The organism is Methylobacterium nonmethylotrophicum (assembly GCF_004745635.1).
Classification (GTDB): domain Bacteria; phylum Pseudomonadota; class Alphaproteobacteria; order Rhizobiales; family Beijerinckiaceae; genus Methylobacterium; species Methylobacterium nonmethylotrophicum.
In genome coordinates this window covers 284404-305556 of record NZ_SRLB01000005.1, presented here as the reverse complement: position 1 = coordinate 305556, position 21153 = coordinate 284404, and the positions used below count along the sequence as shown (strand labels likewise).

Below are 21153 nucleotides of genomic sequence, written 5' to 3'. Positions count from 1 at the left end.
GACGTCAGTCGTGACCCTGGGTCGGGTCGACCGCCACGATGGCGCCGTTCTCGGCGTAGACCGCCCCGAGCACGGTGCGGAAGTGATGCCGGACCTTGCCGTAGCACTCACAGGCGGATTGCTCGGCCTTCGGCCGGTCCAGGATGGTGATCTGGCCGCGGCGCACGGAAATCAGGCCGCGGCGCTGCAGCGACCCGAGCACGCCGGTGAGGTAGGTGCGGCGCACGCCGAGCATCTCGGCCAGCATCTCCTGCGTCACCGGCAGGACGGGCGTGCCGAGCCGGTCCTGGAAGGTGAGCAGCCAGCGCAGGCAGCGCTCCTCGATCGGGTGGACGGCGTTGCAGGCCACCGACTGCAGCACCTGCGCCAACAGGCAATCGGCGTAGCGCACGAACAGGTCGCGCAACGACGGCGAGGCCAGCTTCGCCTGGGTCAGGCGCTCGGCGTCGAGGCGCAGCACCGGGCCGGAGACCTGCACCACCGCCTCGCTGAAGGCCGGGAGATAGCCGTGGCTGACGACGCCGCCGATCGCGCCCTCGTGCCCCACGGTCGCGGTCTCGACCATGCGCCCGTCGCGCATGCGCGAGACCAGCGTCACGGCGGTCTGATGGAGCGGGAAGGTGACGTACGAGACGTCCTCGCCGGCGCGGAACAGCACCGCCCCGCGGGTCCGGTGGCCGCGCTCGAGATGCGGTGCCAACAGGGCGCGGTCGCTCACGCCGAGGGCCTCGAGCAGGAGGTTTCCCGCGAAAAGGCTGGCCTCAGGGGCCTGCGACTCGTCCGGCACAATCAAGGTCAGGGTCTCCGGAAGCCAGGAACTCGCCGTGCGGAGCCGACCGGAGGGGTCGGCCATTCCAGGCGGGCGATCGCCGCACGGCACTCGCACATCCTCGGGACGGGAGCGAGTTGTCATTTGATCTAACGGTAGGATAGCCTCTCGTCTGTCGTTTTTCTGACATTTCTCTATTGATTATGGCCTATTCCAGTTCACCGATCTCGCGCTTTCCCAGCGGGCAACATTCAGTCCCGCTCAATTCGCGTCTTGTGCCCGGCGCAGAAGATCAACGATGTCCGACAAGGAATGCCTAGGATTATTTGAAGAAGGGTTTATCGGTATCGCAACACTGGCGCAACTGTCCTTACGTCCTAGGCACTTGAGCTCTCGGTCAGATCCCGCATGCGGCAGAGAACAAGGCGGAGCATCGACGCCGGCGCGTCAGTCGACCGATCATCTCGCGGACATGCAGCATGCAAGAGGAAGAACACTCATCCGGCCATGTGACGGATGTCATGACGTTATCGCATATCCCGGCCAGGAAGTCTGCTTCTGCATCGAGGCCGGATCGTGCGAGGTCTGGCCATCGTCTTGCCTGCCCCTGGGCAAACTGTCTCTTCACGTCCTGCCCGTGACGTGTCGACACTGACCGCCACGCATGGCCGCGCCCACCAAGCCGAAACAGGCGCGGTGCCGTGATGTTCCGTCATGGACCATGAGAGTTAGGACTTTCGGCCCATCCCTCGGCGAGGAGCCCTCAGCCGTCGAGCACCATCGCGCCGGCGTGTTCCATGGCGGAGCGGGTGAGCCGGTCGGCGCCGAGCTCGCCGCCGGTATAGCCCAGGAGTTCCGCGAGCTTGTCGCGGGCCCGGCAGACCCGGCTCTTCACGGTACCGACCTTGCACTGCATCAGCACGGCGGCGTCCTCGTAGGAGAGGTCGCCGACGGCAACCAGCATCAGGGCCTCGCGCTGCTCGGCCACCAGCTTGTTGAGCGCCGCCTGCAGGTCCTGCACGTCGAGGCGGTCGCCCTGGTTGGGAGCGGTGGTCAGGCGGGCCGAGTACACGCCCTCGCCGTCCTCGACCTCGCGGGCGCGCTTGCGGTGCTCCGAGTAGAAGGCGTTGCGCATGATCGTGAACAGCCACGCGCTGAGGTTGGTGCCGGATTCGAACCGGTCGCGGTTCTGCCAGGCCTTCAGCATCGTGTCCTGCACCAGGTCGTCGGCGCGGGCGGGGTTGGCGGTGAGCGTCAGGGCGAAGCGGCGCAAGGCGGGGGCCGCCGCCAGCAGCTCGTCCCGGAACCCGTCCTTCTTCGGCGCGCCCATGATGGCGAGCGCCTGCTCGAGGCGCGCGAGAAGCTCCGCGAAGGCGGCGGGCGCCTCCACCTCCTCGACCGCCGCGTAGTGGGCGCGAAGCCGCTCGCCGAGGTGCTCCTGCACCGAGAGGGGCAGGGCAGGAGCGGTCTTGGTCGGAGCGGTGGTCGGAGCGGCCTTGCTCGGAGCGGCCTTGGTCGGACCTGGGGGCGTGCTCTGGGTCATCGGGTCGTTCGGCTGGCGCGGGGACGACCCTAAGCTAGACCATAAGCAGCCCGGAGGCGAGGGCGAAGCCGGCGCTTCATGCTGCAGTGCAGCACGAAGCGCCGCCGCGTGGCGGAAGCGGCACTCCATGCCGGCAGCGGCGCCGCGTCCCGGCCTCAGCGGCGGCCCTTCAGCAACCAGCCGGCCGCGAAGGCGAGGCCCGCGACCGCGAGCAGCGTCTCGGTCGGATGCGTCTCAGCGCGGCGCAGGGCCTTGCGGCCGCGGTGGCGGGCCTCGCCGTAGACCTCGCGGCCGCGCGCATAGGCGTGGCGCCCGCGCTTCTCGATCTCGCCGGCCAGCGCCGCACCGTCATGCGACAGCTCCTCGGCGACGCGACGGCCGCGGCCATAGGCGTATTGCGCGCCGCCGATGACCTGGTTGAGCGCCCCTTCCGCCTGCGGCCGGGCCCGGCCGGAAACGGCGCCGAGGGCGGTCTGACCGCGCCCCTTGAGGTTGTGCAGGCCGCCCTCGATCTGGTCCCTGTTCATCGCGGTCTCCGTCGGTTCGCGCAAAGCAAAGGCCGGTCTCCCACCCGAGAGGCGAGGACCGGCCCGGTATTCCCTGGGTGTTCCTTTGAGGGTCGGGCCGGCGCGGTGCCGGCCCGCGCGCTCGTTAGAGCTTGCTCTTCACCGTGTCGGCGGCGTTCTTGATGCCGTCCTTGACGTCGCCGGCGGTCTTCTGGGCCTCTCCCTTCAGCTCCTGGGCCTTGCCCTCCGCCTGCAGCTTCTCGTTGCCGGTGGCGCTGCCGATGCCCTGCTTGATGTTACCGACCGCCTCGTTGGCGAGGCCCTTGATCTTGTCGGTTGTGCTGCTCATGGGAAGCTCCTCGTTTTCTGCAGTTCATCGACTGCTCAGGCCAGACGAACCGGTGAGGCGGCACATTGTTCCGTTGCGACAGACGGCCGGGTCGCGGTCTCGGGTGCTGGGAGAGGGGCCCGCGGCCGGGCTGGACCGGCGCGGCGGAACCCGCTAGGTCGCGCTCCCTCCCGGCACGGCAGAGAATCGGCATGGCGGCCTGCGGCCTCGATTTCGGCACTTCGAACACCACCCTCGGGCTCCTCGGGGGCGGCGGGCTCGCGCTGGCGCGACTGGAAGGGGAGGCGGTCACGATCCCGAGCGCGATCTTCTTCCCGCCGGCCGGCGAGGCGGCGATCGGCCGGGCCGCGATCGGCGCCTATGTCGAGGGGAATCCGGGGCGGCTGATGCGCAGCCTGAAATCGGTGCTCGGCTCGTCGCTCCTCGACGAGACCACCCCGATCGGGCGCCGCCGGCTGTCGTTCCGGGCGGTGATCGCCCGCTACCTCGCCGCCGTGAAGGCGCGGGCCGAAGCGCAGGCCGGGGAGGCGCTGACGCAGGTGGTGCATGGCCGCCCGGTCCACTTCGTCGACGGCGACACCGACGGCGACCGCCGGGCCGAGGAGGCGCTGGCCGGCATCGCCCGGGAGGTCGGCTTCTCGCAGGTGTCGTTCCAGTACGAGCCGATCGCCGCGGCGCTCGACTACGAGCGCGGGCTTTCCCGCGAGGAGGTGGCGCTGATCGCCGATATCGGCGGCGGCACCTCGGACTTCTCGGTGGTGCGCCTGAGCCCGGAGCGGCACCGGGCGGTGGAGCGGGCGGGCGACATCCTGGCCAATGACGGCGTGCGGATCGGCGGCACCGACTTCGACCGGACGCTCAGCGTCGGGCAGGTGATGCCGCTCCTCGGCCTCGGCAGCCCGATGCGCCGTCCGGGCCTCGACGTGCCCTCGGCCTATTACCACGACCTCGCCACCTGGTCGCAGATCAACCGGCTCTACGACGGCCGGACCCTGCGCGAGCTGCGCTCCCTGCGGCGCGAGGCGGCCCGGCCGGAGCTGATCGATCGCCTCGCCGCGGTGATCGAGGCCGAGCGCGGCCATACGCTGGCGATGGAGGTCGAGGACGCCAAGATCGCCCTGTCGGAGGTCGAGCGGATCGCCCTGCCCCTCGGCTGGGTCGAGCCCGGCCTTCGCGCCGAGATCGGCCGCCCCGACCTCGCCCGGCATTCCGCCGACCTCGCCCGGCGGATCGGCGCCTGCATCGCGCGCTGCCTCTCCGAGGCCGGGGTGGCACCGGGCGCCATCGACGCCCTGTTCCTCACCGGCGGCTCGACCCGCCTCGCCCCGGTCCGGGCCGCCATCCTGGCGGCGGCGCCGGAGGCCCGGGTGGTCGAGGGCGACACCTTCGGGTCGGTCGGTCTGGGGCTCACCGTGGAGGCGGCGCGGCGCTACGGGTGACCGCGTTCACTCCTTCGCCAGCGCATCCGCGAAGGCCGCGATGCGGTTGCGGGCGTAGGTCGGCAGGCCGGCGCTGATCGAGGTGCCGGTGTTGAAGGAGGAGTTGCCCATCAGCACCTGGGCCGGCAGCAGGTTGCGCAGGACCGGCACGCGCTCGTACTCCTTCTTGCGGTCGAGCACGTCGGCCTTGATGCCGAGCGTCATGTAGGCGGTCACCACCGTCTTCCCCGGATCGGTCGCCACCGGCTGCATCACCGCCAGGAACTTGCCGAAGCGCAGGATCTGGTTGACCCAGAAGATGTTCTGCTCCATCGCGCCGGCGACCGGCGCCTCGATCTTCGTCAGCTGGACGAGCTTGCCCGCCTCGTCCGCCGGCAGCACCCGCAGCTCGCTCTGGAACGAGACGAACTCGGCGATCTTCTTGGCCCCGTCCTCGAGCTTGTTGGCGAGCTTCACGCCGAGCGGCAGCTTGCCCTCGAGGTCGTAGCGCGACTCGATGCAGGTCGTGTCGGGCGCCACGCACCACGGCCGGTCGGGCCGGCGGGCGAAGGCGGCGGCCGGGTCCTTCGTGGGAGTGGCGTCGGCGGGGCTCAGGGGCTTGTGCTTGATCGCCGGGTCCATCCGCGCCACGAACGGGATCGTGGCGAAGCGCTTCAGGTCGATCCGGTCGGCCGGGCGCGGCACGATGAACCGCGCCTCGGCGACGTAGACCTTCAGCGCCTCGTGCCGGGGCTTCGCGACGCCGTTCACCGTCTGGGTGTAGTCCGGCTCGGCGTAGGCCGGGTGGGGGGAGAGCAAAGCCTTCTGGGCCGGGCTGCGCTTGCCCCATTCCGTGAACGGCACGAGCCCGCTCTCCGGGCTCGCCGGGTTGTCGCGGTGATCGGTGAACGCGATGGTGTTGGGGGCGATCGCCCCCGGGTCGAGGCCCGCCACCGCCGGCACGTCCCTGGTGCGGTACTCGGCCAGCGCCGGGGAGGCCGCGAGGGACGCGGCGAGCACGAGCGAGGAGAGGCGCAGGCGCGCCGTCAGGCTGTCACGCACGGGGAATGGTCCTGCTGGTTCAGTAAGTCGGGTCGTCGCCGAACGGGTAGTCCGGGTCGCGCCGGCGCGGCCGGCGGACGTACTCGTCGTCGTCGCCGAAGGGCGAGCGGCTGCGTGCACCGGGCCAGATCGGCTCCGGCGGCTGCACGGGCTGGGCGCGGCGGGCGTAGGGGCGCGGCTCGGGCCGGCCGAACAGGCTGCCGAACGGGTCGTAGCGGTCGGCATCCGGTGCCTCGTCCGGCGGGCGGCCCGGATTCTCGCCCGGGAGCGCGCCGTCCAGGGCGTCGCCGTCCTGCTCGCTGTCGGGCCGCATGGCGTAGAGGGTCTCCTGCGGCACCAGGCGGAAGCGGGTATCGGCGAGGCGCCCGTCCACCGAGAGCCGGAAATGCTCCATGAAGCCGCCGCCGGACACGCGCGAGCCGGAGCGCAGGTCGATGGGCGCGTCGGCGATCAGGCGCCTGGCCTCCGGGCTCGGGCCGGCGAGCGGCGTCTTCGGCACGCCGTTGGCCCAGGCGGCCTGGAGCACCTGCGAGAAGATCGGCACCGAGAGGTGGCCGCCGGTCTGGCCGCGCCCCAGCGTCCGGCGCTTTCCGTCGGCGTTGTCGTAGCCGACCCAGGCCACGATGGTGATCTCGTTGGTGAATCCGGCGAACCAGGCGTCGTTCTCGTCCTCCGAGGTGCCGGTCTTGCCGGCGACGTACGGCGAGAATCGTGCGAGCGCCGCCGCGGTGCCGCGCTGGGTCACGCCCTGGAGCAGGCTCTTCAACTGGTAGAACGCCACCCGGTCGGCCGAGCCGATGCGGGTCAGCGGCCGGTCGGCGTGCTGGTAGAGAACCTTCTCGCCCTGCGCCACGCTCTCGAGGCCGAAGGGCGAGGGGCGCTCGCCCTCGTTGGCGACGGCGGCGTAGAAGGTCGCGAGATCCATCATCCGCACCGGCTGGGCGCCGAGCACGAAGGGGTAGTAGCGCTCGCATTCGGCGTAGAGCTGGGCTTCCAGCGCGATGTCGCAGACCCGCTGCAGGCTCGCCGGTGCCTTCTCGGCGATGCCGCCCTTGAGGAGCTGGGCGGTGACGAGGTTCTTCGAGTGTTCGAGGCCGCGGCGCAGGGTGGTGGGGCCGGACCCGCCGCCCTCGTAGTTCTTCGGCGACCACGAATCCCCCACCCCGCCGATCGGCGGCAGGGTCACGGCGGCATCCATCACCAGGGTGTTGGGCTGCAGGCCCGCATTGAGCGCGGCGAGGTAGGTCAGCGGCTTCAGGGTCGAGCCGGGCTGGCGCACGCTCTGGGTCACCCGGTTGAGCTGGCTCAACGGATAGGAGAAGCCGCCCGCCATGGCGAGGATGCGGCCGGTGCGGTTCTCCAGCACCAGGACGGCGCCCTGGACCTGCGGGCGGATGCGCAGCTCGGCGCGGGGGGCGCCCTTGCCCTCCCACAGCTTGACCCGCACGACGTCGTAAGCGGTGAGCCGACCGCGGGCCGCGCCCGGGTTCAGGCTCGCCACCCGCCCGTCGGCGAGACCCACCCGCACGCCGCCCTGGCCGCCGGTGGAGAGCACCACCGCCGCCGGCCAGTGCACGTCGTAGAGCGGCAGCCGCGCGGTCTCGAGCGCCCGCTGCCAGGCAGGCTTCGGCCCGGCGGGCTTCGCGGCCTGCCGCGCGCCCTTCTTGCCCTTCGGGGGCTCCGGGGGCGGGGCGGGGGCCGGCTCGGGCGCCGGGGCCGCGGCCTCGATCCGGCGCACCGCCTCGGCGAGGTTCGCCTCCGGGCCGTCGTAGCGGGCGCGCCCGGTCGCGGCCTCGTAGCGCGACAGGCTCTCCTGGAGGATGCCCTCGGTCGCGGCCTGCAGGCCGGTATTGAGGGTCGAGCGCACCGTGTAGGCGCCGGCGGTGAGCGAGTCGAGGCCGGCCAGCGTGCGCGCCTCGCGGGTGAGGTGGTCGACGAAGTGGAAGCCGGCCTCCTGGCGCAGGCGCTCCAGCGGCGCGAGGCCGAGGGGTGCTGCGAGCGCCGTATTCATCTCGGCCTCGGTGATCGCGCCCTCCTCCTTCATGCGGGTGAGGACGTAGGCGCGGCGCTCCCGTGCCCGGTCGGGGTAGCGGTCGGGGTTGTAGAAGTTCGGGCCCTTCGGCATGCCGCCGAGCAAGGCCGCCTCCGCGACGGTGAGGTCGCGCACCGACTTGCCGAAATAGCTGCGCGCCGCCATCTCGACGCCGTAGGCGCCGCGGCCGAGATAGATGCCGTTGAGGTAGAGGCCGAGGATCTCGGGCTTCGTCATCACCCGCTCGGCGCGGGCCGCGACGATCATCTCGCGGATCTTGCGCTCGTAGGTGACGTCGTCGCCGACGGACAGGTTCTTCACCACCTGCTGGGTGATGGTCGAGCCGCCCTGCGGCCGGCCCGGCGCGGCGAGGTTGCCGATGAAGGCGCGGATCACCCCGCGCTCGTCGATGCCGTGATGGGTGAGGAAGCGCTTGTCCTCCGCCGCGATGAAGGCCTTCTGGACGAGCGGCGGGATCTCGCCGATCGGCACCGCCACGCGCCGCCCGTTCGGCTCGAAGGTCTCCGAGAAGCGGGCGCCGCGCCCGTCGAGGATCGTGGTCGCCCCGGGCAGCCGCAGGGTCTTGAGGGCGTTCGCGTCCGGCAGGTCGGTGACCGCCTTGTTGTAGAATTCGATCACGGCGCGCGCCTCGAAGGGCGAATTCGCCGGGTTCTCGCCCTTGCAGAACTGCTTGTAGCTCGTGTTGAGCTCAGCGATGTCGAGGCCGTGCAGGAGCTTCGATTCGCCCGCGACCGCCTTCGGGTCCTCCATCGCGGTCGAGATCAGGTCGTCGAGGTTGATGTCCTCGATGTCGAAGGCCTTGCGCATGTGGGCGCAGCCGTCGCGCAAGAGGCGCACCACCTCCGGCCCGTCCTTTGCCGGATCGAACTGCGTCCGGATCGCGTCAGGCCGGGTGGTGACCTGGCTCAGCGTCAGGGCCGTGGCAAACAGCTTGATGAGGATCGCGTTCATCGGTGACCAAGGGCCGGGGAGGCGCCGGCGGCAGGAAGCGCCCGGCGGCCTGAACCGGACATGGCTGAGGGGACATCGACAACGCGGCTGTTTTAAGGACGGGGCGGGGACGCGCCGGCCGGCGGGGGCATGCTCTCCACAGCCTCGCCCCGCAGGCGCCGCAGCGCGAAGGCCGCGAACACGCCGACGAGGCACAGCGCCAGCCCGAACCACGTGAAGGCGTATTGCAGGTGGTTGTTCGGCAGGTCGACCCGGAGCTGCCCGCCCTTCGGCCAGCCGCCGGGATTGGGCGTCGCATCCGCCTCGATCAGGTAGGGGGCGACATCCGTCAGCCCCTTGGCGGCGGCGATGCCCGGGATATCGCGGTTGAACCACTCGCCGGTCTGCGGGTTCGGGGCGGGCACGAACATCGCCCGCGCCTCGCTCTGGCGCAGCATGCCGGTGACCGTCGTCTCCCCCTCGACCTGGCCGGCGGCGCGGCGGCCCTTGTCCTTGAGCTCGGTCGGCACGAAGCCGCGGTTGACGAGCACGGTGCGACCGTCGTCGAGCCTCAAGGGGGTGACGACGTAGTAGCCCTGCAGCGCCCGGCCGGGCGTTTCGCCGGGCGCGAGGCCGTGGACCAGCGTCTCCCTGTCCTGGAGGAAGCGGCCGGTGGCGCGCACGCGCATGAACTCGTCCCGGGCCGGATCGAAACGATCGAAGGCCGGCAGCGGGGCCGGCGGCTCGATCCGCGAGCGGGCGACGATCCGGTCGATCAGCGCCTCCTTCCAGGCCTTGCGCTCGAGCTGCCACACCCCGAGGCCGATCAGAATCGCCAGACAGACCAGGCTCGCCAGCGCCGGGGCCAGGAGGTCGCGCAGGGCGGAGCGCCGCTCCGCCGGACCGGCCGCCGCGCTCACCGGAAGCGCCCCTCCTGGGCCTTGTTGGAATATTGCAGCGCCGCCATCATGCCCTTGAGCGGCCGCACCAGGATCAGGCTCAAGCCGACCGAGAGCGGCACCCACAGGGCGGCGTGCACCCACATCGGCGGCTCGTAGGCGAACTCGACCCACATCGCCAAGGCCACCACCACGATGCCGACGATCGACATCACGAAGAAGGCCGGGCCGTCGGCGGAATCGATGAAGCGGTAATCGAGCCCGCAGACCTCGCAGGCGGGGCGGAAGCTGAGATAGCCCTTGAACAGGTGCCCCTCGCCGCAGCGCGGGCAGCGGCCGCGCAGGCCCACGGTGGCGGGCGAGTCGACGGTGCGGTTGGTGTCCATGGGCCTACTCCTGAACGCGGTGAGATTCCGCGATCTGGGGCTGCTGCGCCCCAAGAAAAAGGGCGGCTTGCGCCGCCCTCTCATGTTCCCGACGCGGTGGCGCGCCGTCAGTGCGCGGCGTGGCCGGCGCCCGAGCCCCAGACGTAGATGGCGGCGAACAGGAACAGCCACACGACGTCGACGAAGTGCCAGTACCAGGCGGCGAACTCGAAGCCGAGATGCTGCTTGGGCGTGAACTGGCCGAGATAGGTCCGGTACAGGCAGACCGCCAGGAAGATCGTGCCGATGAGCACGTGGGCGCCATGGAAGCCGGTCGCCATGAAGAAGGTGGCCGAGTAGATGCTGCCCGAGAAGCCGAAATGGGCGTGGCCGTACTCGTAGGCCTGGACGCAGGAAAAGAGCGCGCCCAGCGCGATGGTCAGCCACAGGCCGTACTTGACGCCCTTGCGGTCGCCGTTGAGCAGGGCGTGGTGGGCCCAGGTGATCGTGGTGCCCGAGGTGAGCAGGATCAGGGTGTTGAGCAGCGGCAGGTGCCAGGGGTCGAACGCCTCGACGCCCTTCGGCGGCCACAGGCCCCCGGTGAAGTCCACGCGCGAGGCCTGGATCGGGTCGCCGGAATACAGCGCCGCCTCGAAATAGGCCCAGAACCAGGCGACGAAGAACATCACCTCGGAGGCGATGAACATCATCATGCCGTAGCGGTGCGAGAGCTGCACCACCCGGGTGTGGTCGCCGGTATTGGCCTCGTGCACGACGTCGCGCCACCAGCTCAGCATGGTGTAGAGCACGCCGATGACGCCGGCGAAGAAGATGTAGGGACCGAGCGCCAGGTTGGCGATGGTCAGGCTCTTCATCCACAGCACGGCACCTGAGGTCATCAGGAACCCGCTCATCGAGCCGACGAGCGGCCACGGGCTCGGATTGACGAGGTGGTAGTCGTGGTGCTTCCCGTGCGCCTCGGCCATCGTGTCGGGTCTCCTGCCTGGTCTTTTGACCGGTCGCGCCCCCCGCGCCGGCCGTGGATCTTGGTCTTCGCGGGGCGGGCGCCGTCCGCGGGCGGCCTCGGCGTCCTCCGCCGTCAGCGCCACACGGTCACGCTTTAATCCGGCCCTCGCGCGGTTGTCACCTCGTCAATTGGCTTTCGTCCCCGCGGGCGTCGCGAGCGCGGCCTGCGGCTGGCCGTTCTTCGACGCGAAATAGGTGTAGGACAGGGTCATCTCGGTGAGGTCCCGGGTGTTCGGGTCGGTCTTGATGCCCGGTTCGAGGTAGAACACCACCGGGAAGTCCATGGTTTCGCCCGGGGCCAAGGTCTGCTCGTTGAAGCAGAAGCACTGCACCTTGACGAAGTAGCCGCCGGTCAGCCCCGGCTGCAGGTTGAAGGTGGCGATGCCGGTGCTCGGCACGCTGCCGGTGTTGGTGACGCGGAAGAACACCGTCTTGGTGGCCCCGAGCTGCGCCTCGACCTGGCGGGTCTCCGCCACGAAACGCCAGGGCAGGCCGGGCGCGACGTTGGTGTCGAAGTGGACCACCATCGTGCCTTGCTGGCTGCCTTGGCTCGCCGGGCCGCTGGCGGCCGCACCCCGCAGCGGCGTGCCGTCGTAGCCGGTCGCCTTGCAGAACAGGTCGTAGAGCGGCACGAACGCGAAGGCGAGCGCCGTCATCCCGACGACGAGTCCGAGGCAGGCGAGCGCCGTGTTGCGGGCCTGCTTCTGCGTCCGGGAGCGCGGATCGGTCATGACGGGTTCGCCTCCTCGGTCACAGCGGCCGGTTGAGGACCTGGGGGCCGAGCTTGGCGATCGTCAGCACGTAGAAGATCGCCACCAGGGCGGCCAGGACCAGCGCGATCGCGACGGAGCGCTTGCGCCGGCGCTGGAGCTCTTCGGGGGTCAATGGCTGGGGCACCGCACTCATCACTGGATCAACCGAAGGGAGGCCGTCAGCCGAGGACCGGCCGAAAGAGCCCGAGGCCCTGCTCCGCCAGGAGGGCGGAGAAGAGCAGGAACAGGTAGAGGATCGAGAAGCCGAACAGGCTCATCGCCGCCTTGTTGGCCGCCTCGCCCTCGCGCCGGCGCAGCACCTGGACGCTGAGAGCCACCATGCCGAGACCGCCGAGGAGACCGACGAGGCCGTAGATCAGCCCGCCGAAGCCGAGGACGACCGGGGCGAGGCCGAGCGGCGCCAGCAGGACCGAGTAGGCGAGGATCTGGCGGCGCGTCGAGTCGGGCCCGGCGACGTTCGGCATCATCGGGATGCCGGCCCGGGCGTACTCGCCGGCCTTCACGAGCGCCAGCGCCCAGAAATGCGGAGGCGTCCAGACGAAGATGATCAGGAACAGGACCGTGCCCTCGAGCCCGATCGAGCCGGTCACGACGGCCTGGCCGATCATCGGCGGCAGGGCGCCGGCGGCGCCGCCGATCACGATGTTCTGCGCCGTCGCGCGCTTCAGCCACATCGAGTAGATGACGGCGTAGAACACGATGGTGAAGGCGAGCAGCCCTGCCGCGAGCCAGTTCGCCGCGAGCCCGAGCACCAGCACCGAGCCGACCGAGAGGGTGAGGCCGAAGGACAGCGCCTCGCCCGGCCGGATCCGCCCGGCCGGGATCGGCCGGGTGCGGGTGCGAGTCATGACGGCGTCGACGTCGGCGTCCCACCACATGTTGAGGCAGCCCGAGGCGCCGGCCCCGACCGCGATCATCAGGAGCGAGATCGCCCCGATCACCGGGTTCACGTGCGACGGGGTCACCGTCATGCCGACGAGGGCGGTGAAGATCACCAGCGCCATCACCCGGGGCTTCAGGAGCGCGAAGTAATCCGCGACCTCGCCGCCGGAGGTGCCGGCTTCCGCGAAGCTACGGTCGGAGATCGCGCTGTTCGACAGGGTGGTCATGCTGGGTGTCGCGGCCATCGTCTCGTGGGGTTCCTGAGGTGTCGCGCTCCTCGCCGGAACGCCCTTTCGGCGCTCGGGGGAAGAGCGAGGAAAGCCGGGCAGGATGTCCCCCGTCCGGCGGTCCTCCGGTGAGACGTGCCAGGAAAGCCGGGGCCCGTCTCCACTCTCTGTTGGTCCGCCGCGATGTCGTGCGGCGGACCTTAGGTCTCGTGTCAGTGGGCGTGGGACGGCTCGTCCACGATCACCGGCAGGGTCTCGTACTGGTGGAACGGCGGGGGCGAGGACAGGGTCCATTCGAGGGTGGTGGCACCCTCGCCCCACGGGTTGTCCGCGGCCCGCTCCTTGGAGCGGAAGGCGAGGACGACGCCGATCACGAACACCACCATGCCGAGGGCGAAGATGTGGCCGCCCATGGTGGCCACCCAGTGCCAGCCCGCGAAGGCCTCCGGATAGTCGGCATAGCGCCGCGGCATGCCGGCGAGGCCCAGGAAGTGCATCGGGAAGAACAGCACGTTGGCGCCGATGAAGGCGAGCCAGAAGTGCAGCTTGCCGGCCCATTCCGGGATGATGCGGCCGGTCATCTTCGGGAACCAGTAGTAGACACCGGCGAAGATGATGAACACGGCGCCGAGCGACAGCACGTAGTGGAAGTGCGCGACGACGTAGTAGGTGTCGTGCAGGTAGCGGTCGACCGCGGCGTTGGCCAGGATCACGCCGGTGACGCCGCCGACGGTGAACAGGAACACGAAGCCGACGGCCCAGTGCATGGCGGCGGTGAAGCGGATCGAGCCGCCCCACATCGTGGCGATCCAGGAGAAGATCTTCACGCCGGTGGGGACCGCGATCACCATGGTGGCGAACACGAAGTAGGACTGGGTCTGAAGCGTGAGGCCGACCGTGTACATGTGGTGGGCCCACACCACGAAGCCGACGACGCCGATCGCCACCATCGCGTAGGCCATCGCCAGGTAGCCGAAGACGGGCTTCCTCGAGAAGGTCGCGATGATGTGCGAGACGATGCCGAAGGCCGGCAGGATCATGATGTAGACTTCGGGGTGGCCGAAGAACCAGAACAGGTGCTGGTACAGGATCGGGTCACCGCCGCCGGCCGGGTCGAAGAAGGTCGTGCCGAAGTTGCGGTCGGTGAGCAGCATCGTGATCGCGCCGGCGAGCACCGGGAGCGACAGGAGCAGCAGGAACGCGGTCACCAGCATCGACCAGGCGAACAGCGGCATCTTGTGCAGGGTCATGCCCGGCGCGCGCATGTTCAGGATGGTGGTGATGAAGTTGATCGCGCCGAGGATCGAGCCCGCGCCCGACAGGTGCAGGGCGAAGATCGCGAAGTCGACCGCCGGGCCGGGATGGCCGGCGGTGGAGAGCGGCGGGTAGACGGTCCAGCCGGTGCCGGCGCCGACCGCGCCCGGGGCGCCCTCGACGAACAGCGAGCAGACGAGGCTCATGAAGCCCGCGACCGTCAGCCAGAACGAGATGTTGTTCATGCGCGGGAACGCCATGTCGGGCGCCCCGATCATCAGCGGCACGAACCAGTTGCCGAAGCCGCCGATGAGCGCCGGCATCACCATGAAGAACACCATGATGAGGCCGTGGCCGGTCACGAACACGTTGTAGGTCTGCGGATTGGAGAAGTACTGCAGGCCGGGGGCCTCCATCTCCATCCGGATGCCGAAGGACAGGAAGGCGCCCACGATGCCCGCCGAGAAGGCGAACAGCAGGTAGAGGGTGCCGATGTCCTTGTGGTTCGTCGAGTTGAACCAGCGCTGGAAGAACGGTGGGGTGTGGTCGTGGGCGTGGTCGTGCCCTGCCGTGACGGCTTGAGCCATGGTCAGCCTCTTCGAGGTATGTCTCGGTCGGTCTGTCGAGTGGGGCGGGGGACGCCCGGCGCGTCACCCCGCGGAGGATGCAGGCGGGCGGCCGCGATCGCTTACTTGGCTTCCGCGAATTTCGCGCCGCCGTCGGTGCGGGCGAACTTGGTCTTGGCCTCGGCGGTCCAGGCCTGGAAGGCCTGCTCGCTCACCACCTTGATGGTGATCGGCATGTAGGCGTGGCGCTGGCCGCACAGCTCGGAGCACTGGCCGTGATAGGTGCCCTCGCGCTCGGCCTTGAACCAGAACTGGTTGAGGCGGCCCGGGATGGCGTCGATCTTGAAGCCGAAGGACGGCACCGCCCAGGAATGCATCACGTCGGCGGCGGTGACCTGGACCTTCACGATCTTGTTCACCGGCACCACCACCTCGTTGTCGGTGGCGAGGAGCTTGGGCTGGCCGGACTTCACCTGGTCGTCGCCCTCGAGCAGGTTGGCGTCGAACTTGAAGCCGCCGACCTCCTGCGGGTACTCGTACGACCAGTACCAGGCGTGGCCGATGACCTTGACCATCAGGTCGGCCTTCGGGTCGGAGAGCTGCGTGCGCAGCACCCGGAACGACGGGATCGCGATCGCCACCAGGATCAGCACCGGGACGATCGTCCAGGCCACCTCGAGCATCGTGTTGTGGGTGGTGCGCGACGGCGTCGGGTTTGCGCGCTCGTTGAACTTCACCACCACGGCGATCAGCAGGCCGAGCACGAACAGGACGATGACGAGCATGATCCAGTTCAGCAGGTGGTGGAAATTGTAGATTTCCGTCGCCACCTCGGTCACGGGCCGCTGCAGATCCATCTGCCACGGCACCGGCTGGCCCACGCCTGCCGCCATCGCGGCCGTGGCGGAGCCGAGGAGCCCGGTCGCTGCCAGCGCCGCGGCGCATCCCCAGAAGCCCCGGCCCAACCGCCGACCCTTCGCCGGCGTCTCTTGCGCCCTCGCCATCCCCATGGTGCCCTCGATGCTCCCCAACAGGCTGTGTGCCGGCAACGGCTGCCCGCCCGGCGGGAGCGCCGTCAGTTTCGGCCGCGCGATGCCGGCCTGCCGCCCGGCGGCCGGATGCCGGCCGAGACCCGGTCGGCGTCTCTCACCACAATGGCGCCCCAAGCGCAACGGCGTTGGCGTCGCATCGGCGCGGGGAATTCGCGTGGCGGCACTGGACATTCGTCCTGAGGCTCGAATGATTCCGCCCTACGGCGTCGAACCCCGCGCCGCCGCCGCCGACGGCCCGACACGCCGCGACCCTCTGCATGATCGAACGCCTCGAGTTCATCCTGGCTCTCGCCCGCGAGCAGCATTTCGGCCGCGCCGCCCAGGCCTGCGGGGTGTCGCAGCAGACCCTCTCGGCCGGGGTCAAGCAGCTCGAGGAGCGCCTGGGTGTGCTCCTGGTGCAACGCGGCTCGCGCTTCCAGGGCTTCACCCCGGAGGGCGAGCGGGTGCTCGACTGGGCGCGGCGCATCGTCGGCGACGCGCGCGCCATGCGCCAGGAGGTGGCGGCCTTGCGCCGCGGCCTCTCGGGCACGCTCAGGATGGCGGCGGTGCCGACCGCGACCCCGATGGTGGCGGCGCTCACGACCCCGTTCCGCGCCCGGCATCCGGCGGTGCGCTTCACGGTGCAGTCCTCGACCTCGCACGAGATCACCCGCCAGCTCGCCAATCTCGAGCTCGATGCCGGGCTCACCTACCTGGAGAACGAGCCCCTCGGGCGCGTCACGGCGCTTCCGCTCTACCGCGAGCAATACCGGCTGCTGACCGCCGCCGACGGGATCTACGGCGCGCGTGCGAGCGTGACCTGGGCCGAGGTCGGGCGCATCCCGCTCTGCCTTCTGACGCCCGCGATGCAGAACCGGCGCATCATCGACCGCCACCTGCGCGCCGCCGGGGCCGACCCGGCGCCGATCCTCGAATCGAACTCGATGATCGTGCTGGTGACGCATGTGCGCACCGCCAAGTGGGCGAGCATCATGCCGGCGGCGCTCGCCGAGACCTTCCGCCTCACCGAGCGGGTGCGGGCGGTGCCGATCGTCGACCCGGACGTCAGCCACACGATCGGCCTCGTGGTCCCGGAGCGCGACCCGATGACCCCCCTCGTCGCCGCCTTCCTGGCCGAGGCGCGGGCGATCGCCCCGGGGCTTGCCGCAGAGGTAGCGGCGCTCTGAGCTGTCATCGCGGCGGGACACAATCCCATTCCTCTGGGATCCTGCTGGTTCGCGCAGGTTCATTTTACCCGTTAAAGGCGCGCGGTTTCGTTGCTAATTAATGTCTTTGCCTCTCCATCGTGAGGCGCCGACGAGCCGTTCATGGTGGCCCTCATGCTTAAATTATCGAATATAGGAATTTTATCTAAACTCGTGGGGATCGTCCTGATGATCGGCGCCATCACGGCGACGAGCGTCTGGTACGCGCAGTCGCATATGTCGTCGATCGACGAAACCTACGGAACCTTCGTGCTGCGCGAGGGCAAGGCGGCGACGAACGCCCGCAGGCTGAACCGGCTGATCTTCGAGCTGAACTACTGGGTCTATCGCCTCATCGCCGAGACCGAGGACGGCCAGATGGACGCGGCCAATGCGGGCTTCGAGGCGGCCCTGCGCCATGTCGCGAAGGCGATTACCGCCCTGCGCGCCCAGGCGCCGACCTTCTCGCACCGGGTCGAGGCGCAGGCTGTCAGCGTCGAGACCTTCGTGAGGAGCGTCGCCGAGGTCCGCCGCCTCGGACGGCTGAACCGAAACGCCGAAGCGGTGGACCTCGTCCACCGCACGGTCGATCCGATCTTCGGTCCCATGGTCGAGGAGGGCTCCCGCCTCGCCGACGACCTCGAACGCTACCTCGAGGACGGCGCCGGCCTGCTCCACGGCGAGACCGACGCGACGCGGCACGTCCTCGTCGCCGTCAGCGCGGTCGCCGTCCTGCTCGGCCTCGCCGCGGCGGCGTTCGTCTCCGTCTTCGGCATCACGCGGCCGCTGCACCGCCTCGTCGGCGTGCTGGAGGGGATGGCACGGGGTGACAGCGACGCCGACATCCGCGAAGCCTCGCGCCGCGACGAGATCGGGGCCGTGGCCCGTGCGGTCGAGGGCATCAAGGCGATGGTCGCCCGCAAGGCGGCGGACGAGGCGGAGATCCGCCACCGCGCCGACGACGCGGCGGCCTCGGCGCGCCGGCAGGCGATGCTTGACCTCGCCGACGGCTTCCAGCGGGCGGTCGGGAGCATCGTGCGGCAGGTCTCGTCCTCGGCGACCGAACTGCAGGCCACCGCCCGGCAGATGACCGCGACCGCCGCCGAGGCCGCGAGCCAGTCGACCACCGTGGCCGCTGCCGCCGAGGAGGCGAGCGCCAACGTCAACACCGTGGCGGCCGCGGCCGAGGAACTCGGCGCCTCGGTGCAGGAGATCGGCCGGCAGGTGCAGGGCTCGGCCCAGCTCGCCCAGGCTGCCGTCGCCGAGGCCGACCAGACCGGCCAGCTGGTCCAGGTGCTGCGCCAGACCTCGGGCCGGATCGGCGACATGGTCGGGATGATCGCCACCATCGCCAGCCAGACCAACCTGCTGGCGCTCAACGCCACGATCGAGGCGGCACGGGCCGGCGAGGCGGGCCGCGGCTTCGCGGTGGTGGCCGCCGAGGTCAAGGAACTCGCCAACCAGACCGGCCGGGCGACGGAGGAGATCTCGCGCCAGATCGGCGAGGTACAGGGCGTGACCGATCGAGCGGTGGCAGCGATCGGCGGCATCACCGGGCGGATCCGCGAGATCAACAGCGTGGCGGCCTCGATCGCCGCGGCCGTGGAGCAGCAGGGTGCGGCGACCCAGGAGATCGTCCGCAACGTGAACCAGGCCGCGACCGGCGCCGGCGAGGTGACGACCAACATCGTGGGCGTCGCCCACGCTTCGGAGGAGACCGGCGCTGCGGCAAGCCAGGTCCTGTCCTCCTCCACCGAGCTGTCGCGCCAGTCCGAGCACCTCGACGCCGAAGTCCAGCGGTTCCTGGCCACGGTGCGGGCGGCCTGACGGGGAGGGTCGTTACCGATCGCCGGTGCCGTCCACCCATGCACCGCGGCCATCCCGGGGCTGCGAAAGCGGAACCCGGGACCCGGAGCCGCTGACGGTGCCGGCTGATGTGGAAACCGGATCGCCATCGTCCGCCTCATCGGCATGCAGGGTCCCGCACAATCGCCTCCGGCGCGCCCGGGACGACATAGCGGGACGGGCGGTCGACGCGTCCTCCGGCGGCCATGGCTTTGCGGCCACCGCTGTCGAGCGGCGATCGGGGCCGAGACTTTCGTCGCATGCGTCACCGCTTGCTCAACCTTTCCCCCTCGTGACGGCCTGTTTCAACAAAAATTCCTTGTCGCACCACTGAACCGTGCGATTGATCGGACGGACCGGACCGCCCAGGCTCCAGCCTAGAACGAGAACGATCTGGGCTGGGAACATGCCGGGCTACGACCCCTGGAACGTCGATCGGGCGGCCGCAATCATCGCCGGGCATGCCCGCCGCGAGGGCGCGACGCTGCCGATCCTGCACGCCCTGCAGGAGACCTTCGGCTACGTCGATCGCGAGGCGGTGCCGCTCATCGCCGAGGCGCTGAACCTGTCCCGGGCGGAAGTTCACGGCTGCCTCACCTTCTACCACGATTTCCGCAGCGAGCCGGCGGGCCGCCACACCGTGAAGCTGTGCCGGGCCGAGGCCTGCCAGGCTGTCGGCGCCGACGCGCTGCACGACGAGGTCCTGCACCGCTACGACGTCGCCTGGCACGGCACCACCCGCGACGGACGGGTGACGGTGGAGCCGGTCTTCTGCCTCGGCCTCTGCGCCTGCGGCCCCGCGGCCCTCGTCGACGGCGCGCCGGTCGGCCGCCTCGACCTCGACGCCCTCGAGGACGCCCTGACGGAGGCCGCCGCGTGAGCCTGACCGTCTACCTCCCGAAGGATGCCGCCAGCCTCGCCCTTGGGGCCGACCGGGTCGCGAAGGCCCTGACGCGGGCGGCCGAGGCGCGGGGCCTCGCCCTCACCCTGGTGCGCACGGGTTCGCGCGGGATGCTGTGGCTCGAGCCGATGCTCGAGGTCGCCACGCCGGAGGGGCGCATCGCCTACGGGCCGGTGCGGCCGGGCGACGTCGAGCCCCTGCTCGAGGCCGTGCTGGCGGACGGCGGCGCCCATCCCCTGCGGATCGGCCGTCCGGAGGAGCATCCCTACCTCGCGCGCCAGCAGCGCTTGACCTTCGGCCGCTGCGGGATCGTCGATCCGGCTTCCGTCGACGCCTACCGCGCCCATGGCGGCTATCGCGGGCTCGAAGCCGCGCTGGCGGCCGGCCCGGAGGCCACGGTCGATGCCGTGAAGGCCTCCGGCCTGCGCGGCCGGGGCGGTGCCGGCTTCCCGACCGGCATCAAGTGGAACACGGTGATGCGGGCGGAGGCCGCGCAGAAATACGTGGTCTGCAACGCCGACGAGGGCGATTCCGGCACCTTCGCCGACCGGATGCTGATGGAGGGCGATCCGCTCACGCTGATCGAGGGCATGACGATCGCGGCGGTCGCGGTCGGCGCCACGCGCGGCTACATCTATTGCCGCTCCGAATACCCGCACGCCTTCGCGGCGCTGAACACCGCCATCGCGGCGGCCGAGCGGGCCGGTTGTCTCGGCGCCGACGTGATGGGCTCCGGCAAGGCCTTCCACCTCGAGGCGCGCCTGGGGGCGGGCGCCTATATCTGCGGCGAGGAGACCTCGCTCCTCGAGAGCCTGGAGGGCAAGCGGGGCATCGTGCGGGCCAAGCCCCCGATCCCGGCCCTCAAGGGGCTGTTCGGCCGGCCGACGCTCGTCAACAACGTGCTCTCCTTCGCCGCCGTGCCGTGGATCCTGGAGCACGGGGGTGAGGCCTACGCCGCCTACGGCATGGGTCGGTCGCTCGGCACCCTGCCGATCCAGCTCGCCGGCAACGTCAGGCGCGGCGGCCTGATCGAGACCGCCTTCGGGTTGACGCTTCGCGAGGTGATCGAGGAGTTCGGCGGCGGCACGGCGTCGGGCCGGCCCTTCCGCGCGGTGCAGGTCGGCGGGCCGCTCGGGGCCTATTTCCCCGAAGCGCTCCTCGACACGCCCCTCGATTACGAGGCCTTCGCGGCCAAGAAGGGCCTGCTCGGCCACGGCGGCATCGTGGTGTTCGACGACACCGTCGACCTCGCGCGTCAGGCCCGCTTCGCCTTCGAATTCTGCGCCGCCGAATCCTGCGGCAAGTGCACGCCGTGCCGGATCGGCGCCGTGCGCGGGCTGGAGACGATCGACAAGGTGATCGCCGGCGAGTCGCCCCGCGAGAACCTCGCCCTCGTCGCCGACCTCTGCGAAGTCATGACCGACGGCTCGCTCTGCGCCATGGGCGGGCTGACGCCCGTGCCGGTGATGAGCGCGCTCACCCATTTCCCGGAAGATTTTTCCGGCCGCGGCGCCCGGCTGCCGCTGGCCGCCGAGTGAGGACGCACCTG

19 protein-coding genes are annotated in these 21153 nt (G+C 70.4%); 5 read left to right on the top strand and 14 right to left on the bottom strand.

Annotated elements, in window-relative coordinates; genetic code table 11:
* Nucleotides 1-4: 4 nt before the first annotated feature.
* The 4 genes from EU555_RS08305 to EU555_RS08290 form a co-directional block, all read right to left on the bottom strand.
* Nucleotides 5-718, bottom strand: coding sequence for a Crp/Fnr family transcriptional regulator (locus EU555_RS08305; protein WP_245524194.1), 714 nt, complete (start codon nucleotides 716-718; stop codon nucleotides 5-7).
* A gap of 814 nt (nucleotides 719-1532) precedes the next feature.
* A complete protein-coding gene (locus EU555_RS08300; protein ID WP_135414197.1) occupies nucleotides 1533-2312 on the bottom strand; it encodes a NepR family anti-sigma factor in 780 nt (259 codons plus the stop codon).
* A gap of 155 nt (nucleotides 2313-2467) precedes the next feature.
* On the bottom strand, nucleotides 2468-2839 hold the full coding sequence (locus EU555_RS08295) for a CsbD family protein (RefSeq protein WP_135414196.1): 372 nt from the start codon (nucleotides 2837-2839) through the stop codon (nucleotides 2468-2470).
* A 124-nt stretch (nucleotides 2840-2963) separates the two neighbouring features.
* The gene (locus EU555_RS08290; RefSeq protein WP_099907683.1) at nucleotides 2964-3167 is read right to left on the bottom strand and encodes a CsbD family protein; all 204 of its coding nucleotides are present in this window, start codon (nucleotides 3165-3167) and stop codon (nucleotides 2964-2966) included.
* 191 nt (nucleotides 3168-3358) lie between these two features.
* Here EU555_RS08290 and EU555_RS08285 point away from each other — a divergent pair, with 191 nt between their 5' ends.
* The gene (locus EU555_RS08285) at nucleotides 3359-4606 is read left to right on the top strand and encodes an Hsp70 family protein (RefSeq protein WP_135414195.1); all 1248 of its coding nucleotides are present in this window, start codon (nucleotides 3359-3361) and stop codon (nucleotides 4604-4606) included.
* A 6-nt stretch (nucleotides 4607-4612) separates the two neighbouring features.
* Here the strand turns inward: EU555_RS08285 and EU555_RS08280 are convergent, their stop codons facing one another.
* From EU555_RS08280 to coxB, 10 genes are all read right to left on the bottom strand, one after another.
* Complete coding sequence (locus EU555_RS08280; protein ID WP_135414194.1) at nucleotides 4613-5647, bottom strand: hypothetical protein; 1035 nt, start codon at nucleotides 5645-5647, stop codon at nucleotides 4613-4615.
* Between the two features lie 19 nt (nucleotides 5648-5666).
* Nucleotides 5667-8651, bottom strand: a complete 2985-nt coding sequence (locus EU555_RS08275; protein WP_135414193.1) for a penicillin-binding protein 1A — start codon at nucleotides 8649-8651, stop codon at nucleotides 5667-5669.
* A 92-nt stretch (nucleotides 8652-8743) separates the two neighbouring features.
* Entirely contained in the window at nucleotides 8744-9550 is an 807-nt protein-coding gene (locus EU555_RS08270; protein ID WP_135414192.1) for an SURF1 family protein, read from the bottom strand.
* Nucleotides 9547-9915 (bottom strand): DUF983 domain-containing protein, encoded by a 369-nt coding sequence (locus EU555_RS08265; protein ID WP_135414191.1) that lies wholly within the window; start codon nucleotides 9913-9915, stop codon nucleotides 9547-9549. The genes EU555_RS08270 and EU555_RS08265 overlap by 4 nt, the downstream gene beginning before the upstream one ends.
* 107 nt (nucleotides 9916-10022) lie before the next feature.
* Complete coding sequence (locus EU555_RS08260; RefSeq protein ID WP_135414190.1) at nucleotides 10023-10880, bottom strand: cytochrome c oxidase subunit 3; 858 nt, start codon at nucleotides 10878-10880, stop codon at nucleotides 10023-10025.
* 165 nt (nucleotides 10881-11045) lie between these two features.
* Nucleotides 11046-11651: a cytochrome c oxidase assembly protein gene (locus EU555_RS08255; RefSeq protein WP_135414189.1), complete on the bottom strand. Its 606-nt coding sequence runs from the start codon at nucleotides 11649-11651 to the stop codon at nucleotides 11046-11048.
* A gap of 19 nt (nucleotides 11652-11670) precedes the next feature.
* Nucleotides 11671-11817, bottom strand: a complete 147-nt coding sequence (locus EU555_RS36080) for a hypothetical protein (RefSeq protein ID WP_167858476.1) — start codon at nucleotides 11815-11817, stop codon at nucleotides 11671-11673.
* Nucleotides 11818-11851: 34 nt separating this feature from the next.
* A complete protein-coding gene (locus tag EU555_RS08250; protein WP_135414309.1) occupies nucleotides 11852-12802 on the bottom strand; it encodes a heme o synthase in 951 nt (316 codons plus the stop codon).
* Nucleotides 12803-13014: 212 nt separating this feature from the next.
* Nucleotides 13015-14643: a cytochrome c oxidase subunit I gene (gene ctaD, locus EU555_RS08245; protein WP_135414188.1), complete on the bottom strand. Its 1629-nt coding sequence runs from the start codon at nucleotides 14641-14643 to the stop codon at nucleotides 13015-13017.
* Nucleotides 14644-14744: 101 nt separating this feature from the next.
* On the bottom strand, nucleotides 14745-15632 hold the full coding sequence (gene coxB, locus EU555_RS08240; RefSeq protein WP_135414187.1) for a cytochrome c oxidase subunit II: 888 nt from the start codon (nucleotides 15630-15632) through the stop codon (nucleotides 14745-14747).
* A gap of 299 nt (nucleotides 15633-15931) precedes the next feature.
* Between coxB and EU555_RS08235 the strand changes: the two genes are divergently transcribed.
* The 4 genes from EU555_RS08235 to EU555_RS08220 all read left to right on the top strand — a co-directional run bounded on the left by EU555_RS08235 (nucleotide 15932) and on the right by EU555_RS08220 (nucleotide 21142).
* On the top strand, nucleotides 15932-16840 hold the full coding sequence (locus EU555_RS08235; protein ID WP_135414186.1) for a LysR family transcriptional regulator: 909 nt from the start codon (nucleotides 15932-15934) through the stop codon (nucleotides 16838-16840).
* A 153-nt stretch (nucleotides 16841-16993) separates the two neighbouring features.
* Entirely contained in the window at nucleotides 16994-18685 is a 1692-nt protein-coding gene (locus EU555_RS08230) for a methyl-accepting chemotaxis protein (RefSeq protein WP_135414308.1), read from the top strand.
* 424 nt (nucleotides 18686-19109) lie between these two features.
* Nucleotides 19110-19583, top strand: a complete 474-nt coding sequence (locus EU555_RS08225) for a formate dehydrogenase subunit gamma (RefSeq protein ID WP_135414185.1) — start codon at nucleotides 19110-19112, stop codon at nucleotides 19581-19583.
* Complete coding sequence (locus EU555_RS08220) at nucleotides 19580-21142, top strand: formate dehydrogenase beta subunit (RefSeq protein WP_135414184.1); 1563 nt, start codon at nucleotides 19580-19582, stop codon at nucleotides 21140-21142. The genes EU555_RS08225 and EU555_RS08220 overlap by 4 nt, the downstream gene beginning before the upstream one ends.
* Nucleotides 21143-21153 lie beyond the last annotated feature (11 nt).

Excerpts from the sequence above, each read along its gene's own strand:
- EU555_RS08300 (WP_135414197.1), bottom strand. The coding sequence starts at position 2,312 with ATGACCCAGAGCACGCCCCCAGGTCCGACCAAGGCCGCTCCGAGCAAG.
- EU555_RS08295 (WP_135414196.1), bottom strand. The coding sequence starts at position 2,839 with ATGAACAGGGACCAGATCGAGGGCGGCCTGCACAACCTCAAGGGGCGC.
- EU555_RS08290 (WP_099907683.1), bottom strand. The coding sequence starts at position 3,167 with ATGAGCAGCACAACCGACAAGATCAAGGGCCTCGCCAACGAGGCGGTC.
- EU555_RS08285 (WP_135414195.1), top strand. The coding sequence starts at position 3,359 with ATGGCGGCCTGCGGCCTCGATTTCGGCACTTCGAACACCACCCTCGGG.
- EU555_RS08275 (WP_135414193.1), bottom strand. The coding sequence starts at position 8,651 with ATGAACGCGATCCTCATCAAGCTGTTTGCCACGGCCCTGACGCTGAGC.
- EU555_RS08265 (WP_135414191.1), bottom strand. The coding sequence starts at position 9,915 with ATGGACACCAACCGCACCGTCGACTCGCCCGCCACCGTGGGCCTGCGC.
- EU555_RS08260 (WP_135414190.1), bottom strand. The coding sequence starts at position 10,880 with ATGGCCGAGGCGCACGGGAAGCACCACGACTACCACCTCGTCAATCCG.
- EU555_RS08255 (WP_135414189.1), bottom strand. The coding sequence starts at position 11,651 with ATGACCGATCCGCGCTCCCGGACGCAGAAGCAGGCCCGCAACACGGCG.
- EU555_RS08250 (WP_135414309.1), bottom strand. The coding sequence starts at position 12,802 with ATGACCACCCTGTCGAACAGCGCGATCTCCGACCGTAGCTTCGCGGAA.
- ctaD (WP_135414188.1), bottom strand. The coding sequence starts at position 14,643 with ATGGCTCAAGCCGTCACGGCAGGGCACGACCACGCCCACGACCACACC.
- coxB (WP_135414187.1), bottom strand. The coding sequence starts at position 15,632 with ATGGGGATGGCGAGGGCGCAAGAGACGCCGGCGAAGGGTCGGCGGTTG.
- EU555_RS08235 (WP_135414186.1), top strand. The coding sequence starts at position 15,932 with ATGATCGAACGCCTCGAGTTCATCCTGGCTCTCGCCCGCGAGCAGCAT.
- EU555_RS08230 (WP_135414308.1), top strand. The coding sequence starts at position 16,994 with ATGCTTAAATTATCGAATATAGGAATTTTATCTAAACTCGTGGGGATC.
- EU555_RS08225 (WP_135414185.1), top strand. The coding sequence starts at position 19,110 with ATGCCGGGCTACGACCCCTGGAACGTCGATCGGGCGGCCGCAATCATC.